The 15785-nt window shown below is 66.4% G+C and carries 16 protein-coding genes; 5 read left to right on the top strand and 11 right to left on the bottom strand.

The window, feature by feature from the left end; translation table 11 throughout:
* Window positions 1-40: 40 nt before the first annotated feature.
* Window positions 41-643 carry a TetR/AcrR family transcriptional regulator gene (locus tag A9K58_RS13990; protein WP_005418411.1) on the bottom strand — a complete coding sequence of 201 codons (603 nt, stop codon included), beginning with the start codon at window positions 641-643 and terminating at the stop codon, window positions 41-43.
* Between the two features lie 183 nt (window positions 644-826).
* Here A9K58_RS13990 and A9K58_RS13985 point away from each other — a divergent pair, with 183 nt between their 5' ends.
* From A9K58_RS13985 to A9K58_RS13975, 3 genes are all read left to right on the top strand, one after another.
* Window positions 827-1702 (top strand): alpha/beta fold hydrolase, encoded by an 876-nt coding sequence (locus A9K58_RS13985; RefSeq protein WP_231109322.1) that lies wholly within the window; start codon window positions 827-829, stop codon window positions 1700-1702.
* Window positions 1699-4176, top strand: a complete 2478-nt coding sequence (locus A9K58_RS13980) for an acyl-CoA dehydrogenase (protein ID WP_065199905.1) — start codon at window positions 1699-1701, stop codon at window positions 4174-4176. The genes A9K58_RS13985 and A9K58_RS13980 overlap by 4 nt, the downstream gene beginning before the upstream one ends.
* Before the next feature lie 75 nt (window positions 4177-4251).
* Window positions 4252-4719, top strand: coding sequence for a hotdog fold domain-containing protein (locus A9K58_RS13975; RefSeq protein WP_065199904.1), 468 nt, complete (start codon window positions 4252-4254; stop codon window positions 4717-4719).
* Window positions 4720-5225: 506 nt separating this feature from the next.
* Here A9K58_RS13975 and A9K58_RS13970 read toward each other — a convergent pair.
* Window positions 5226-5576, bottom strand: a complete 351-nt coding sequence (locus A9K58_RS13970; protein ID WP_065199903.1) for a DUF1304 domain-containing protein — start codon at window positions 5574-5576, stop codon at window positions 5226-5228.
* Window positions 5577-5651: 75 nt separating this feature from the next.
* On the bottom strand, window positions 5652-6980 hold the full coding sequence (locus tag A9K58_RS13965; protein WP_065199988.1) for an NTP/NDP exchange transporter: 1329 nt from the start codon (window positions 6978-6980) through the stop codon (window positions 5652-5654).
* Window positions 6981-7264: 284 nt separating this feature from the next.
* Here A9K58_RS13965 and A9K58_RS13960 point away from each other — a divergent pair, with 284 nt between their 5' ends.
* Window positions 7265-8659 carry a serine hydrolase domain-containing protein gene (locus tag A9K58_RS13960; protein ID WP_065199902.1) on the top strand — a complete coding sequence of 465 codons (1395 nt, stop codon included), beginning with the start codon at window positions 7265-7267 and terminating at the stop codon, window positions 8657-8659.
* A gap of 125 nt (window positions 8660-8784) precedes the next feature.
* On the opposite strand, the gene A9K58_RS13955 is transcribed toward A9K58_RS13960, so the two are convergent.
* Window positions 8785-9477 carry an SDR family NAD(P)-dependent oxidoreductase gene (locus tag A9K58_RS13955; protein ID WP_407070831.1) on the bottom strand — a complete coding sequence of 231 codons (693 nt, stop codon included), beginning with the start codon at window positions 9475-9477 and terminating at the stop codon, window positions 8785-8787.
* Here A9K58_RS13955 and A9K58_RS13950 point away from each other — a divergent pair.
* A complete protein-coding gene (locus tag A9K58_RS13950; protein ID WP_407070830.1) occupies window positions 9376-9984 on the top strand; it encodes a LysR substrate-binding domain-containing protein in 609 nt (202 codons plus the stop codon). The genes A9K58_RS13955 and A9K58_RS13950 overlap by 102 nt on opposite strands.
* A 63-nt stretch (window positions 9985-10047) precedes the next feature.
* On the opposite strand, the gene A9K58_RS13945 is transcribed toward A9K58_RS13950, so the two are convergent.
* The 7 genes from A9K58_RS13945 to mazG form a co-directional block, all read right to left on the bottom strand.
* Window positions 10048-10524, bottom strand: coding sequence for a histone (locus A9K58_RS13945; RefSeq protein WP_065199901.1), 477 nt, complete (start codon window positions 10522-10524; stop codon window positions 10048-10050).
* Between the two features lie 775 nt (window positions 10525-11299).
* Entirely contained in the window at window positions 11300-11695 is a 396-nt protein-coding gene (gcvH, locus tag A9K58_RS13940; RefSeq protein ID WP_065199900.1) for a glycine cleavage system protein GcvH, read from the bottom strand.
* 94 nt (window positions 11696-11789) lie between these two features.
* Window positions 11790-12902 (bottom strand): glycine cleavage system aminomethyltransferase GcvT, encoded by a 1113-nt coding sequence (gene gcvT / locus A9K58_RS13935; RefSeq protein ID WP_065199899.1) that lies wholly within the window; start codon window positions 12900-12902, stop codon window positions 11790-11792.
* A gap of 130 nt (window positions 12903-13032) precedes the next feature.
* Window positions 13033-13467: an NfeD family protein gene (locus tag A9K58_RS13930; RefSeq protein ID WP_065199898.1), complete on the bottom strand. Its 435-nt coding sequence runs from the start codon at window positions 13465-13467 to the stop codon at window positions 13033-13035.
* A gap of 1 nt (window position 13468) precedes the next feature.
* Entirely contained in the window at window positions 13469-14428 is a 960-nt protein-coding gene (locus A9K58_RS13925) for an SPFH domain-containing protein (RefSeq protein ID WP_065199897.1), read from the bottom strand.
* Window positions 14429-14617: 189 nt separating this feature from the next.
* A complete protein-coding gene (locus A9K58_RS13920) occupies window positions 14618-14947 on the bottom strand; it encodes a YnfA family protein (RefSeq protein WP_065199896.1) in 330 nt (109 codons plus the stop codon).
* Complete coding sequence (mazG, locus tag A9K58_RS13915) at window positions 14944-15783, bottom strand: nucleoside triphosphate pyrophosphohydrolase (protein ID WP_065199895.1); 840 nt, start codon at window positions 15781-15783, stop codon at window positions 14944-14946. The genes A9K58_RS13920 and mazG overlap by 4 nt, the downstream gene beginning before the upstream one ends.
* Window positions 15784-15785 lie beyond the last annotated feature (2 nt).

The following is a 15785-nucleotide window of genomic DNA, read 5'->3' as shown; positions in this document are numbered from 1 at the left end:
GCCGCGGCCTTCCCCGTCGCCTGCCTGCAGTCGAAGACGTCTACCCGTTCGGGATCAGGGTCTCGATGAGATGCTCGACATACGCTTCGAAATCCTCGCGCGCCTGCTTCGGCTGCTGCAGCTGCAGCGACAACTGCAGGAAGCCCACGTACGCCGCATACGCCAACCGCGCACGGTGGCGTGCATCGGTCGAACTCAGGCCCGCCTGGCGGAACGAGGCCACCAGGTAATCCAGGCGACGCTGCGAAACGCGGTCGATCACCGGGCGTACCATCGGGTGATCCAGCGCCTTCAGCAGCTCGCTGTAGATGATGTGCGGCTGCACTTCATGCGCCACCATCTGGAACAGCTGGCGCAGGCGGACCCGGGGGTCCGGCACGTCTTCCAGGCTGCCGAACACCTGCTCCTGTTCGAACAGTTCCCAGCGCTCCAGCGCCGCCTGCAGCAACGCGTCACGCGAGGGGAAATGCCAGTAGAAGCTGCCCTTGGTCACTCCCAGTCGTCGTGCCAGCGGTTCGACCGCGACGGCACCCACGCCTTGTTCAGCAATCAGATCGAGGGCCGCCTGAGCCCAGTCTTCGGCACTCAGGCGGCTGTTGCGGCCGGCGCGCGGTTCGCCGGCGGAAGCGTCAGGTTGATTCATGTGCTGATTTAACCATACGCCGGGGTTCGTTGCAGTACGCGGTTGCGGTCGAAACCGTCACCGAAGCCGCGAGTGCACCTGCCGCAGCGCACCATACCATGCAGTATTGACTTCCCTTGGAAGCGCTCCATACTAACAAGTATGGTCACATCCCCTACTCCCGCCGCGTTTCATGATCTGCGCATGGACGCCGCCCATGGCGCCCGTCTGGCGGCGACCGCAAGCGACCATGGCCGACGCGGCCGGGTCCTGTTCGCGCACGGCTTCGGCCAGACCCGCCACGCCTGGAACGCCACTGCCCGCGCACTGAGCGCGGCTGGCCTGCAGACGCTGGCCTACGACGCCCGCGGCCATGGCGATTCCGACTGGAATGCCGCCGACCTGCCCTATCACGGCGAACAGTTTGCCGACGACCTGATCGTGCTGGCCGGTGAGCAGCCGCGCCCACCGGTACTGGTCGCCGCGTCGATGGGCGGGCTGTTCGGCCTGCTGGCCGAGTCGCGCTGGCCGGGCCTGTTCTCAGCGATGGTGCTGGTTGACATCACCCCACGCTGGGATACCGCCGGCGTCGAGCGCATCCTCGCGTTCATGACGGCCCATCCTGACGGCTTCGCCTCGCTGACCGAGGCGGCCGACGTGATCTCGGCCTATCTGCCGCACCGCCCTCGCAAATCCGAGCAGTCGCTGCGTGCGTTGCTGCGCGAAGACGGCCGCGGCCGCTGGCGCTGGCACTGGGACCCGCGCCTGGTGGCCGAGCTGGCCCGCGACAGCGAACAGCACCAGGACGCACTGGCCGATGCCGCGCGCCAGGTGAAGTGCCCGCTGCTGCTGGTCAGCGGCGGCCGCAGTGATCTGGTCACGCCACAGACCGTGGCCGAGTTCCTGGCGTTGGCGCCACACGCGCGCCATGTGCAGCTGCCGCAGGCCACGCATATGGTCGCCGGCGATGACAACGACGCCTTTACCGCTACTGTGTTGGACTATCTGGACGTGTTGCCCGCAGCGGATGCTGCGGCTTCGTCCGCCACAAACGAGCACGTCACCGGAGCACGCTCATGAGCATCGTTCTTCCCTTCCTCGCCCTGCTGCTGGCAGGCGCGTTCGTCGCCTACCACCGCATGCGGCTGGTTACCTGGACGCTGGTCAGCGTGGCCCTGCTGGTCGCCTGCTGGTTCATTCCCTACGTCAACCCGACCGCCACCATCGTCGCGGCGGCCGTGCTGGCGCTGATCGCCGTGCCACTGCTGCTGCCGTTCATCCGCAAGCCGCTGCTGACCGGCCCGATGATGAAGGTGTTCCGCAAGGTGCTGCCGCCGCTGTCGCAGACCGAGCGCATCGCGCTGGAAACCGGTTCGGTCGGTTTCGAAGGCGAGCTGTTCACCGGTGATCCGGACTGGAACATCCTGCTCAACTATCCCAAGCCGCAGCTGACCGCCGAAGAGCAGGCCTTCCTGGATGGCCCGGTCGAAGAGCTGTGCACGATGGTCAACGACTGGGAGATCACCCACGTCCACGCCGATCTGCCGCCGGAGCTCTGGGCCTTCATCAAGAAGAACAAGTTCTTCGGCATGATCATCCCCAAGGAGTACGGTGGCCTGGGCTTCTCTGCGCTGGCCCACCACAAGGTGATCCAGAAGCTGGCGTCGGTGTCGTCGGTGGTCAGCTCCACTGTCGGCGTGCCCAACTCGCTGGGCCCGGGTGAGCTGCTGGTGCATTACGGCACCCAGGAGCAGAAGGACCAGTACCTGCCGCGCCTGGCCGATGGCCGCGAAGTGCCCTGCTTCGGCCTGACCGGCCCGTTCGCCGGCTCCGACGCCACCTCGATTCCCGATTACGGCATCGTCTGCAAGGGCGAGTGGAACGGCGAGCAGGTGCTCGGCGTGCGGCTGACCTTCGACAAGCGCTACATCACCCTGGCCCCGGTCGCGACCCTGATCGGCATGGCGTTCCGCATGTACGACCCGGACGGCCTGATCGGCGATACCCGCGACATCGGCATCACCCTGGGCCTGCTGCCACGCGACACCGCCGGCGTGGAAATCGGCCGTCGCCACTTCCCGCTGAACTCGACGTTCCAGAACGGCCCGATCAAGGGCAAGGATGTGTTCATCCCGCTGACCCAGCTGATCGGTGGCGCTGCGATGGCCGGCAAGGGCTGGAACATGCTCAACGAGTGCCTGGCCGTGGGCCGCTCGATCACCCTGCCCTCCACCGCCAGCGGCGGCGCCAAGGCGGGTGCCGCCGTGACCGGCGCCTACGCACGCATCCGCAAGCAGTTCGGCCTGTCGGTCGGCCGCTTCGAGGGCGTCGAGGAAGCGCTGGCCCGCATCGGCGGCAAGGCCTACAAGATCAGTGCGTTGTCGCAGGCCACCGCCGCGGCGGTCGACCGCGGCGACGTGCCGTCGGTGCCGTCGGCAATCGCCAAGTACCACTGCACCACCATGAGCCGCGAAGTGATCTCGGACATGATGGACGTGATCGGCGGCAAGGGCATCATCCTGGGGCCGCGCAACTTTGCCGGCCGCAGCTGGCAGGCCGCGCCGATCGCGATCACCGTGGAAGGCGCCAACATCATGACCCGCAGCCTGCTGATCTTCGGCCAGGGTGCGATCCTCTGCCATCCGTGGGTGCTGAAGGAAATGAAGGCCGCGCAGGATCCGGATACCCGTGCCGGCCTGCAGGAATTCGACCGCAGCCTGTTCGGCCACATCCGCTTCGGCCTCTCCAACGCTGTGCGTTCGTTCTGGTTCGGCCTGACCGGTGCGCGTTTCGGCGCCGCTCCCGGCGACGCCTATACCCGCCGCTACTTCCGCAAGCTGGACCGCTATTCGGCCAATCTGGCACTCATGGCCGACATCTCGATGATGACCCTCGGCGGCAAGCTGAAGTTCAAGGAATCGCTGTCCGGCCGCCTGGGCGACGTGCTGAGCCACATCTACATGACCAGCGCCATGCTCAAGCGCTACCACGATGAAGGCGCGCCGCAGGCCGACCAGCCGTTGCTGGCCTGGGCCTTCCATGACAGCGTGCACAAGATCGAGGAATCGCTGTCAGCCGCGCTGCGCAACTTCCCGATCCGCCCGATCGGTTGGTTGATGTGGGCGCTGATCTTCCCGCTGGGCCGTCGTGCCGAAGCCCCGGGCGACCGCTTGAGCCGTCGCGTCGCCGCCCTGCTGATGGCGCCGAACGAAGCCCGCGACAGGCTGGCCAACGGCGTGTTCCTGACCCCGTGCGAGAACAACCCGGGCGGCCGCATCAACAACTACCTGAGCAAGGCGATCATGGCCGAACCGGTGGAGCGCAAGTTCCTGAAGGCGCTGAAGAGCAAGGGCATCGAAGCGCTGGACTTCAAGAGCCAGCTGGACGAAGCCGTGGCCGAAGGCGTGATCACCCAGGACGAGCGCAGCCTGCTGGAAGAGCTGCGTGCGCTGACCCTGGACACCATCACCGTGGACGACTTCGACACCCACGAACTGCGCGCGGCCAGCTACTACGACCGCCAGCACAAGGACCCGCATTCGCAGGCGGCCTGATCACCGCGATGCGCGTTTCCTCTCGACGGCGGGCCCTGGCCCGCCGTCGCTTTATCGGCCGAACGGAACCCGATCATGGTCACGCCCCTGCTCTCGCTTTACCACCGCCTGCAGCGCTGGCCTGCCGGCAAATGGCTGTTCTCGCGTGCGGTCTGCTTCAAGGCGCCTTATTTCGCCAGCATCGCGCCGCGCATCACCCGCCTGGAACACGGTCGCTGCGAGGGCACGCTGGCCGATCGCCGCCGGGTGCGCAACCATATCGGCACGGTGCACGCGATCGCGATGTGCAACCTGGCCGAGTTGACTGCCGGGTTGATGGTCGATGCCTCGCTGCCGAGGGGCATGCGCTGGATCCCCAAGGGGATGCAGGTGCAGTACCTGGCCAAGGCACGTGGCACGCTGCACGCGGTGGCACTGCCGGCGCAGCCGATCGTGGTGGCAACCGAAGGCTATGCGCTGCCGGTGACGGTGAGCGTGCGCGACCGCGCGGGGACCGAAGTGTTCAGCGCGGTCATCGACATGTGGATGTCGCCGGCGAAGTAGTGTTGCCGCGAACGACGTATCCCCTCGTGGGTGGACGGTTGATCGCGGAAAGCCCTAGTTTGGCTGGGGGCGGTGGGTTCGCGGGGGACGCCGTGAACCCATCCCTGGGGGCTTGGCCGCGGCATCCATGCCGCGGACACCCCCGCGAACCCACTGCCCCCAGCCTCGGACGGATCTCTGCGGCGTCTACCCACGCAAGAGAAAAAAGAAGAGCAGAAGCAGAAGCAAGAGCGGCCCACCGGCCGCTTCTTTCATGCGCGCACAACCCACGAGCGCAGCGACCCGCTGTTGCTCTTGATCTTCTTTTTCTTCTCCGTGGGCTGGCCGCCCACGGAAACTGCCAGGGGCCGGGCGGGTTGGGTTCGCGGGGGTGTCCGCGGCATGGATGCCGCGGCCAAGCCTACACGGACGTACTTGCGGCGTCCCCCGCGAACCCAACCCGCCCGACCACCCCATGACAAGCATTTCGCGGCCACCCCACGAGGGGCTGCGCCGTTGGCTGGAAATCACGCCACCGCGCGAAGAACCAACGCCAGGATCGCCGGCACCGCCTGGATCATGAAGATGCGGCGGCTCACGCTATACGCCCCGTAGCACCCCGCCACCACCACGCAGGCCAGCGAGAACGTCACCAGCACCGGCTGCCCGGTCACCAGCCCTGCCACGATGCCCGCCGCCAGGAAACCGTTGTACACGCCCTGGTTGGCCGCCAGCACGCGTGTGGCCTGCGCCTTCTCCGGCGTATTGCGGAACGTCTTCAATCCCAGCGGGCGGGTCCACAGGAACATCTCCAGCACCAGGAAATAGACGTGCAGCAGTGCGACCAGCAGGGTCAGGGCGAGTGCGAGCCAGTACATGGCGATTCCTTGGATGGGGATGGAGAACGGGCCAGGCCCCTCTTCCTGCAGGACAGGGATCCGGCCCCGGCAAAATCAGCGGTCGCGCGGCAGCTTCTTTTCCTCGCGCAGCACACCAAACGCGGCCAGCGTCATGAAGCCGGCAACCACTGCGCCACCGATGAACACCACATGCGAACCGAACAAGCTCAGCGCCTTGTGGATCCAGGTGAAGCTCAGGTCGGCACCGCGGTAGACCACCGTGTCGATCGCTGCACCGGCCTTGTAGCGCCATTGACGGTCGACACGGGTGTAAATGGTTTCACGTGCCGGCTTGAACAACGAAAATTCGCTGGCCCGGGTCATCACCTGCACCACGGCCACCATGATCGGCAACGGCGAGGCGGCCAGCACCGAGAAGCCGGCCAGGACCGCGAAGGCGGGAATCAGCAACGCCGGGGCGATGCCGTGGCGCGACAGGAGCCAGCGGGTCAGGCTCAACTGCAGCAGCAACGTCAGCGCGTTCACCGCGAGGTCGATGCGCGAGAAGAACGCCGTGCTCGCGGCCGGGTCGGTGAACGCCGCGCGCACGATGCTGGCCTGCTGGTTGTACAGCAGGGTGCCGACGCCCACGCCGAATACCACCATGATCGCCAGCCAGCGCAGTAGTGGTTCGCGCACGATCAGCCTCAGGCCATCCAGCACGCTACCGCCCATCGGCTTCTCGCCCGACACAAGCTGCTGCTCGCGCTCGCGCAGCACCGCCCAGTGCCGCAGACGCCAGATGCAGAACAGGCAGATGACCAGAAAACCGGCCGACACCAGCATCAGGTTGGCGATTCCAACCCGTTGCGCCAAGGCACTGGTGATCAGCGGCCCCAGGAAGGCACCAACGGTGCCCGCCGCCCCAATGTAACCGTAGTAAGCGCGCGCCTGCGCGTTGGAGAACACATCGGCCATGAAACTCCAGAACACGGCCACCGCGAACAGGTTGAACACCATCACCCAGAGGAAGAACGCCATGCCCCGACCGGGTACGCCGCTGTCGAACAGGATGTAGAACGCGAGCAGAGTGACGATGAAGAAGCCATACACCGCCGGCAGGAACACCCGGCGCGGGAAGCGGCTGACCAGCCAGCCGTAGACCGGTTGCAGCACCAGCATGGCCAGGAACACGCAGGAGAACAGGAACTGCAGGACAAAGTCCTTCAGCGCGATGCCGTGGCTGGCGAACCAGGCGATCATGGCCGGCGGGAAGACGGTCTCCAGATCTGCCGAGGCGGCCATCGCCTCGCGCACCGGTCGCAACACGTAGTAGCCGCTGAGCAGGCAGAAGAAATAAAGGAATGACCACCATAGCGCCGGCGACTCGCGCAAGGCCTCCACCAGGCCGCGCAGCGCCCTGCTGTCCCGTGCCGCACTCACGCGGCGTCCCTCGCCCATGGACGGCGGTTGGACAACGGCATGGCAGGCTCCGGGGATGATGGAGCGCGTACGTTAGCCAATGCACTGCAACACCGCCAGCGCGACGCGCCCTGCTGCCTGCAACGGTGCACGAGGCCAGCCCCGGGACGACACGTTCGGACACACTTTCGGGACGTCAAAATCCCAACTTTTTCAAAGAGATGCGCATTCATCTTCGCTTCGTTTGTGCACAGGCGAAAAGCGGCGCTAGAATCGCCATCAGCAGTCGCGCACGGGTCCAACCGATGAAAAAGAACAGCCTGCGTCGTCCGATCCGTTCGGCGGCCACCGGTTTGCTGGGCATGTTGATGCCTGTTGCCTTGTCCTCCACCGCGCAGACCCCGCCGGCATTGCCACCGATGCCGGCCAACATCGAATCTTCCGCTGCCGCAGCCGTCGCCCACACCCAGCCGGCGGCGTACCGTACCGGCCTGGTACCGAGGGTGCAGCCACCGGCCGCCGGCTTCAACGTCGCCAACATCGAATCGATGGCGCAGCAGCTCACCTATGGCGAGCGCGTGCCGGGCATGGCAGTGGCGATCGTGCAGGGCGGCCGCATCCTCAGTGCGCGTGGCTACGGCGTCACCGACGTCAACAATCCGCTGCCGGTCGACGCCCACACCGTGTTCCGCCTGGCCTCGCTGTCCAAGGCATTTGCCGGCACCATGGCCGGCCTGCTGGTCAACGACGGCACCCTGCGCTGGGACAGCAAGGTCACCGACTATGTACCGGGCTTCCGCCTGAATTCACCGGAAGCCACCGAGCGCCTCACCGTGGCGGACGTGCTCAGCCATCGCGTCGGCCTGCCGTATAACGCCTACGACCGCGACATCGAAGGCAACGCCGAGTACTACGCACTGACCCAGAAGCTGGCCAACACCAGCCTCAAGTGCCTGCCCGGCGACTGCTACGCCTACCAGAACGTGGCCTTCAGCCTGATCGGCGACGTGGTCTATGCCGCCTCGGGGAGCTTCTACGAGCAGTCGGTCGAGCGCCGCATCTTCAAGCCATTGGGCATGAACGATGCCAGTCTCGGCCTGGCCGGCATCCAGGCAAGCTCGCGCTGGGCACGCCCGCACGTGCGCAGCCGCAATGGCTGGGTCTCGCTGACGCCGAAGCCAACCTACTACCGCGTCGCCCCGGCTGCCGGCGTCAATGCCAGCGCCAGCGACATGGCGCAGTGGCTGCTGGCCCACACCGGGCACCGCCCCGATGTGCTGCCTGCGCCACTGCTGGCAACCCTGCACTCCAGCCTGATCAGCACCCCGGGCGAGATGCGTTCGGGCTGGCGACGCGAGCGCCTGCACTCGGCCGGTTATGCACTGGGCTGGCGCACCTTCGACTACGCCGGCCACGACGTGGTGTTCCATGCCGGTGCCGTACAGGGCTACCGCGGCCTGGTGGCGCTGGTACCAGAGCGCGATCTCGGCATCGCCATTCTCTGGAATGGCGAAAGCAGCCTGCCCAGCGGCCTGCTGCCGACCGTGCTTGACTCGGCCCTGGGCCTGCCTGCGCAGCGCTGGCTCGACGTGGATACCGACTTCGGCAGCGACAACCTGATGGCCGAGGGCGCGAGCCCGGCGCAGCCGGACAAGCGCAAGGGCGCTTCGAGCAACCGTGCCGTGGCCTCGCCACGCTGAGCTGGCGGGCTCGAGCGTGCGTGCGAAGGGCGGCCTGCGGGTCGCCCTTCTTGTTGTTGTAGAGCCGAGCCCAGGCTCGGCTGCTTGAATCAGCCAAGCATGGCTCGGCTCTACAGTTCCGGGCGCTAGTGCGCGAAGTAGTGCATGCCCCCGTCCACCGGAATCACCGCGCCGGTGATGTAACCGGCCAGCGGCGAGGCAAGGAACGTTACCAGGGGCGCCACTTCTTCCGGCTCGCCGAACCGGCCGACCGGGATGTTGCGGGCGATGAACCCGCGCCGGCTTTCCTCCGTGGGGTGGAGGCGGCCCAGGACCTGCGCACTGTTGATCCGTCCCGGCGCGATCGTGTTGACCGTGATGCCTTGCGCCGCCACCTCCGTGGCCAGTCCCTTGCTCCACAGATGCAGCGCCGCCTTTGCCGACGTGGCAGCGTTCACCGTGCGTGGTTCCATCGAACCACCGAAGTTGATGATGCGCACCCAGCCTTGTTCCCGCATCGGTGGCAACAACGCCTGGGTCAGGCGTCGCGCCGCAGAGAAGTTCAGTGCGATCGCCTCTTCCCAGACATCGTCAGTGGCGTCCACCGTGGTGGGCTGCCCTTCGGCGAGGACTACTACCTCCGCTGCAAGGAGATCCTGCGCCTGGTGCACGAGACCGAAGCACAGGCCCAGCACCAGCAGCTGGCACCTGCCGGCACGCTGCGCATCAGCGCACCGGTGATCTTCGGCACCCATGCACTGGTACCAGCATTGGCCGATTACCTGGCGCGCTATCCGGATGTCCGCGTCGAGGTGACCCTGACCGATCGCGTGGTCGATCTGGCCGAGGAAGGGTTTGAAGCCGCCCTGCGCATCGGCACGCTGGCCGGCAGTACGGCACTGGTGGCGCGGGCGCTCACGCCCTACCGGCTGATGATGTGCGCCTCGCCCGGGTATCTTGCCCGCCACGGCACACCCCGGAACCTGCAGGCGCTTGCCGGGCACCAATGCCTGTCGTTCGACCCCAGCGCGCTGGCGCAGTGGCTTCAAGCCGATGCAGGCAGGCTCGACGGGGCGCCCAGCGCACGGCTGCAGATCAACAACGGTGAAGCACTGCGTGCGGCGGCACTGCATGGACTGGGCATCGTGCTGCAGGCAGATCTGCTGCTGGCCGCCGATGTCGACGCCGGGCGGCTGGTACAACTGTTCCCCGAGCAGGGCCGGGCCGGCCGGCCAATGCATGTGGTCTATGCCCACGCTCGCTACCGCTCGACCCGCCTGCGCAGTTTCCTCGACTTCCTGGTGGAGCGCTTTCCGCCCCCTGCCAGCACCAGCCCCAGGGCATAAAAAAACCCCCTCCCTGCTGGGCAACAGGGAAGGGGGTTTCAGGATGCGGCTATCGGGAAGTACTTAGATCAGCGGCGCCGGGGTTGCCGGCAGAGCGACCGGAGCAGCCTTCTTCTTGCGGGCGGCCGGCTTGCGCTTGGCGACCTTCTTCGCAGCCTTCTTCGGGGCAGCCTTCTTGGTGGCCTTCTTAGCGGTCTTCTTCACCGCCTTCTTGGCGACCTTCTTGGCCGGCTTGCGGGCAGTGGTCTTCTTGGCGGCCTTCTTGGCAGTCTTCTTCACTGCCTTCTTGGCGACCTTCTTGACGGCCTTCTTGGCGGTCTTCTTGGCCGGCTTCCGGGCTACCTTCTTCGCCGCCTTCTTCACCGCCTTCTTCGCAGTGGTCTTCTTGGCGACCTTCTTCGCAGCCTTCTTCACCGCCTTCTTGGCAGTTGCCTTCTTCGCGACCTTCTTCACTGCCTTCTTGGCAGCGGCCTTCTTCGCGACCTTCTTCACCGCTTTCTTGGCGGCGGGCTTTTTCTTCGCAGCTTTCTTGGTTGCCATGGGATGGCTCCTCGTCAGTGATAGGGAGTTGAAACGCCCAGGTGGATCAAACCCGCGGGTGCTGCGTGCGGGGACCGCCGGCGCGTCTGGCGCGCCGTTACGGATACGGCGATGCCCACCTCGATCGGCGGAGCGGACATCGGAACGGAAGCTGCCTTGCATTTCTCCGGGGGAAGCGGGGCCGTGTCCACCGTCATCAGGGGCGCGGTGGTCTTGAAGGGGCTGCTTCGCATCGGACGATTGATTCTGCGCACTCGGTTAGGCAGGCAAGGTCTGCTGAGGCGAAACCTAATCACGGTTTTTTTTACTGTCAACAACCCCCGCGAAAAATTTTCACATCGCCACGATCCACGGCGGCAGCGGCATCGACGCTGCGGCGCGCCCGCGACAACCAACAAGGCACCGTTCGCACGCATCGCCCGTGGCAATGCAGGCACGTGCATTGAACAAAAAACACTTGAAATAAGCGCTCCGCGCAAAGGCATCCAGTTTCGCCATCACGATAGGCACGCGTCGCTGGCAATGCCCCGCGTCACCGCCAGCGCCGGCACAACGGCACTGCAACGGGGGCAGAATTTTTTTCACATCCGGGTACGCCGGCGTGGGGTGGAAACGCGGATTTGCGCAAAACTGCGCACGCTGATCGGTGCCGTTCGACGGCCCGCTGGTGCCCCGCCGCGGGTGCGCTGCGAAGCCACTGCCATGAGTCCGAAGCGGTCGCCAAAACAAAAACGGCCACCCGAAGGTGGCCGTTTCCAGAACCGCTGGCGGCGACTCAGTGGTCGTCGTTCTCCAGGACTTCGGCGTACGCGTCCGGATCCAGCAGGTCGTTGACCTCTTCGGTGTTGGTCAGCTCGACCACGAACATCCAGCCTTCGCCATAGGCATCTTCATTGATGGTTTCCGGCTTGTCGGACAGGGCCGAGTTGACCTCGACCACCTTGCCGCTGACCGGGCTGTAGACGTCCGAGGCGGCCTTTACCGACTCGACGACGGCGATCTGTTCGCCGGCCTTGGCCTCGGCGCCGACTTCCGGCAGTTCGACGTAGACCAGGTCACCCAGCAGGCCCTGGGCGTGGTCGGAAATACCGACGGTGACGCGGCCGTTGCCTTCGACACGGGCCCACTCATGGGACTTGAGGAACTTGAGGTCGCCGGGGATCTCGCTCATGGGACTGCTCCAGAAATATGCAGGGGGTGGAAAAAACGGGGCTAGTGTAACCAACCGGTCGCCCTTGCTGACGGTGGCGACCGGCATGTCCGGATCAGTTGCCGGGGAGCACGCCGGGCTGGGCCTGGCCTTCGCGCACGAACGGGAACTTGACCACGCGCACCGGCACCTGCCGGCCGCGGATGTCGACGGTGACCTCGCCGAGTTCACCCGCCGGCACGCGGGCGAAGGCGATGCCCTTGGCCAGGGTCGGCGAGAAGGTGCCGGACAGGATCTCGCCCTGGCCGCTGGCGGTGGTCACCGCCTGGCCATGGCGCAGCACGCCCTTCTCGTCCATCACCAGGCCGATCATCTGGCGCGCGGTGCCGGCAGCCTTCTGCGCCTCCAGCACGTCGCGGCCGATGAAGTCGCGGCCTTCGTCCAGCGACACGGTCCAGGCCAGCGCCGCTTCATACGGGCTGGTCGCTTCGTCCATGTCCTGGCCGTACAGGTTCATGCCCGCTTCCAGGCGCAGGGTGTCGCGCGCGCCGAGGCCGGCCGGCTTCACGCCCGCCGCCAGCAGGCGGTTCCAGAAGGCGACCACGGCATCCTGCGGCAGCAGGATCTCGAACCCATCCTCACCGGTGTAGCCGGTGCGCGCGACGAACAGCTCGACGCCGTCGTCGGACTGCGCCTGCAGGGCGGCGAAGCGGCCCAGTCCGGCAAGGGCTTCGCGGTCGGCTTCACGCGCCAGGCCGATGACGATGTCGCGCGCCTGCGGACCCTGCACGGCGAGGATGGCCAGGTCCGGGCGCTGCTCGACGGAAACGCCGAACGGCGCGGCCTGCTCTCGCAGCCAGGCCAGGTCCTTCTCGCGGGTGGATGCATTGACCACCATGCGGAAGAAATCCTCACCCAGGTAGTAGACGATCAGGTCGTCGATGACGCCGCCGCGCGGATTCAGCATGCACGAGTACAGCGCCTTGCCGGTCACCTTCAGCTTGTCGATCGAGTTGGCCAGCAGGCGGCGCAGGAACGGCTTGACCTGCTCGCCGCGCAGGTCGACCACGGTCATGTGGCTGACGTCGAACACGCCGGCATCGCGGCGCACCAGATGATGCTCGTCCAGCTGCGAGCCGTAGTGGATGGGCATGTCCCAACCCCCGAAATCGACCATCTTGGCGCCAAGGGCGCGGTGGGTATCGTTGAGCAGCGTCTTCTGGGTCATGACCGGGTCCGGCAACAGAGGAAACAAGAATCCCCATTATCCCAGATCGGCCGCCCGCAGGCGTGCCGCAGCGCAGCGTCATGCGGACCGGGCCGCGGCATGCGGGTCCGGTGGCCACGCGGGCGCTGCGCTAGGCGGCGGACTCGACCACCAGCACGGTGCCCTGCACGCTGCATATCCTCACCCGCGCGCCGGCTGGCAGATCGGGGCCGCTCACCTGCCAGGATGCATCATCGATGCTGATGCGTCCCTGCCCACCCACGATTCCCTGCTGCAGCGTGACCTCCCTGCCAATCAGCTGCTCCGCGCGGCGGTTGAGCAGCGGTGCATCGCTGGGCCGTGCCCGCGGCCGCCCCCAGCGCCTGTAGCACTGGATCGAGACAATGCTCAGCAGCACGAAGGCGACGACCTGCCACAGCAGTGGGATGTCGCTGAAGACCGCCACCAGCACGAACACCGCTGCCGCGCCGATGCCGATCCACAGCATGAACGCGCCCGGCGCCAGTGCCTCGGCAGCGAACAGCAGCAGCGCCAACATGCCCCAACCTGCAACGTCCCAGCGCATGTCAGCCTCCGATCGGCGGCGGCCGGTTGCCCGCCGGCACCTTGTTCTGCGAAGCCAGCGCCTGCTTGGCCAGCTCGGCCACGCCAGCGATCGAACCGATCACGCCACTGGCTTCCATCGGCATCAGCACCAGCTTCTGGTTCGGCGAACTGGCCAGTTCCTTGAACGCTTCCACGTACTTCTGCGCGACGAAGTAGTTGATCGCCTGCACATCACCTTCGGCGATCGCGGCCGACACCACCTGGGTCGCTTTCGCTTCGGCCTCGGCCAGGCGCTCGCGCGCCTCGGCATCGCGAAACGCAGCTTCGCGACGGCCTTCGGCCTCCAGCACGGTGGCCTGCTTCTCGCCATCGGCACGCAGGATCTCCGACTGCCGCGAACCCTCCGCCTCGAGAATCTGCGCGCGCTTCTCACGCTCTGCCTTCATCTGCCGCGCCATCGCATCGAGCAGGTCGCGCGGCGGCTGGATGTCGCGGATCTCGATGCGGTTGACCTTCACGCCCCACGGGTTGGTGGCGTGGTCGACGACGCTCAGCAGCTGCGCGTTGATCACCTCGCGCTGGCTCAATGATTCGTCCAGGTCCATCGAACCGATCACGGTGCGGATGTTGGTCTGTACCAGCGCGATCATCGCCACTTCCAGGTTGGCCACTTCATAGGCTGCCTTGGCTGCATCCAGGACCTGGAAGAACACCACGCCATCCACCCGCACGGCAGCGTTGTCCTTGGTGATCACTTCCTGGCTCGGCACGTCCAGCACCTGCTCCATCATGTTCACCTTGCGCCCCACCCCGTAGACGATCGGGATGAGGAAGTGCAGGCCGGGTGTCATGGTGTGGGTGTAGCGCCCGAAGCGCTCGACAGTCCATTCGTACCCCTGTGGCACCATGCGAACCGCCTTGAACAGGATCACCACGGCCACGAAGGCCAGTACCACCGTAAAGAACATGGTCGGGAACATCGCGCTTTCCTTATCAGTTGCATCCAGACCGCAGCATAGCGCGTGAAACCGGCGTGCACAGCCGCAGGCACACCCAGTGCCCGGTACCAGGACAGCGGGTGCCGGAAAGTCGCCGGAGGGAACCCGCAGATGCCGGCAAGGCGGGGGAACCCGGCCTTGCCTGCCGCTGGAGCCGAGCATGGCTCGGCGCTACGCCGAGGACGTGCGCGGCCCGAACATGATCACGGCCATGCCGACCAGGCAGAGCGCGGCACCGAGCAAGTCCCAGCGGCCGGGACGCACGCCATCGACCAGCCACAGCCAGAACAACGCGGCGCCGACGTAGACGCCGCCGTAGGCGGCATAGACGCGGCCGCTCGCGGTGGGGTGCAGGGTCAGCAGCCAGGCGAACAGGGCCAGGCTGGCGGCGGCCGGCAGCAGCAGCCAGATGCTGCCGCCCTTGCGCAGCCACAACCATGGCAGGTAGCAACCGACGATCTCGGCCAGCGCGGTCAGCAGGAACAGACCCAGCGTCTTCACGCCTTTTCTGCGGCCTTGGCGTGCCGCCAGAGCGCTTCCTGCGCATCCAGGTCCATCGCAGCCAACGCACTGCCCTGCGCTGCGGCCTGCGCTTCCATCGCCCGGAAGCGACGCTCGAACTTGTGATTGGCCCCACGCAGTGCGGCGCCCAGGTCGAGGTCGGCATGGCGGGCGAGGTTGGCGCAGACAAACAGCAGGTCACCCAGTTCCTCCTGCAGCCGCGCACGGTTGCCAGCAATGTCGCCGCGCTCGAACTCTTCGCGCAGCTCCTGCAGTTCCTCGGCAGCCTTGTCCAGCACCGGCAGCGGGCCCGGCCAGTCGAAACCGACCCTGGCCGCGCGCGACTGCAGTTTCACCGCGCGCTGCCACTCCGGCAGGCCACGCGAGATACCAGCCAGCGCGGAGCGGTCCTGCTCGCCCTTGGCCGTGCGTTCGGCGCGCTTGATCGCCTCCCAGTTGCGCATCACCCCGTCCGCATCGTCGACGCTGGCATCGGCAAACACATGCGGGTGGCGGCGCTGCATCTTGTCACTGATCGCGCGGGCGACATCGGCGAAGGCAAAGGCCCCCTGTTCCTCCGCCATGCGCGCATGGAACACCACCTGCAGCAGCAGATCGCCAAGCTCATCGCAGAGATCGTCAAGGTCGCCCCGGTCGATGGCATCGGCCACTTCGTAGGCTTCCTCGATGGTGTAGGGGGCGATGGTCGAGAAGTCCTGCTCCAGGTCCCAGGGGCAGCCGCCCTGCGGATCGCGCAGGCGCGCCATGATGGCCAGCAGGCGTTCCAGCTCATGGCTGGCGGCGCTGCCGGAGGTGGGGGTGTCGTGCGCGCTCATGC

The organism is Stenotrophomonas maltophilia (assembly GCF_001676385.1).
GTDB lineage: Bacteria > Pseudomonadota > Gammaproteobacteria > Xanthomonadales > Xanthomonadaceae > Stenotrophomonas > Stenotrophomonas maltophilia_J.
This window is presented reverse-complemented; position numbering and strand designations above follow the sequence as displayed.

Coding starts and splice junctions, on each gene's coding strand:
- A9K58_RS13945 (WP_065199901.1), bottom strand. CDS start 10,524: ATGGCAACCAAGAAAGCTGCGAAGAAAAAGCCCGCCGCCAAGAAAGCG.
- A9K58_RS13970 (WP_065199903.1), bottom strand. CDS start 5,576: ATGTACTGGCTCGCACTCGCCCTGACCCTGCTGGTCGCACTGCTGCAC.
- gcvH (WP_065199900.1), bottom strand. CDS start 11,695: ATGAGCGAGATCCCCGGCGACCTCAAGTTCCTCAAGTCCCATGAGTGG.
- A9K58_RS13980 (WP_065199905.1), top strand. CDS start 1,699: ATGAGCATCGTTCTTCCCTTCCTCGCCCTGCTGCTGGCAGGCGCGTTC.
- A9K58_RS13930 (WP_065199898.1), bottom strand. CDS start 13,467: ATGCGCTGGGACGTTGCAGGTTGGGGCATGTTGGCGCTGCTGCTGTTC.
- A9K58_RS13975 (WP_065199904.1), top strand. CDS start 4,252: ATGGTCACGCCCCTGCTCTCGCTTTACCACCGCCTGCAGCGCTGGCCT.
- A9K58_RS13990 (WP_005418411.1), bottom strand. CDS start 643: ATGAATCAACCTGACGCTTCCGCCGGCGAACCGCGCGCCGGCCGCAAC.
- mazG (WP_065199895.1), bottom strand. CDS start 15,783: ATGAGCGCGCACGACACCCCCACCTCCGGCAGCGCCGCCAGCCATGAG.
- gcvT (WP_065199899.1), bottom strand. CDS start 12,902: ATGACCCAGAAGACGCTGCTCAACGATACCCACCGCGCCCTTGGCGCC.
- A9K58_RS13985 (WP_231109322.1), top strand. CDS start 827: ATGGACGCCGCCCATGGCGCCCGTCTGGCGGCGACCGCAAGCGACCAT.
- A9K58_RS13925 (WP_065199897.1), bottom strand. CDS start 14,428: ATGTTCCCGACCATGTTCTTTACGGTGGTACTGGCCTTCGTGGCCGTG.
- A9K58_RS13960 (WP_065199902.1), top strand. CDS start 7,265: ATGAAAAAGAACAGCCTGCGTCGTCCGATCCGTTCGGCGGCCACCGGT.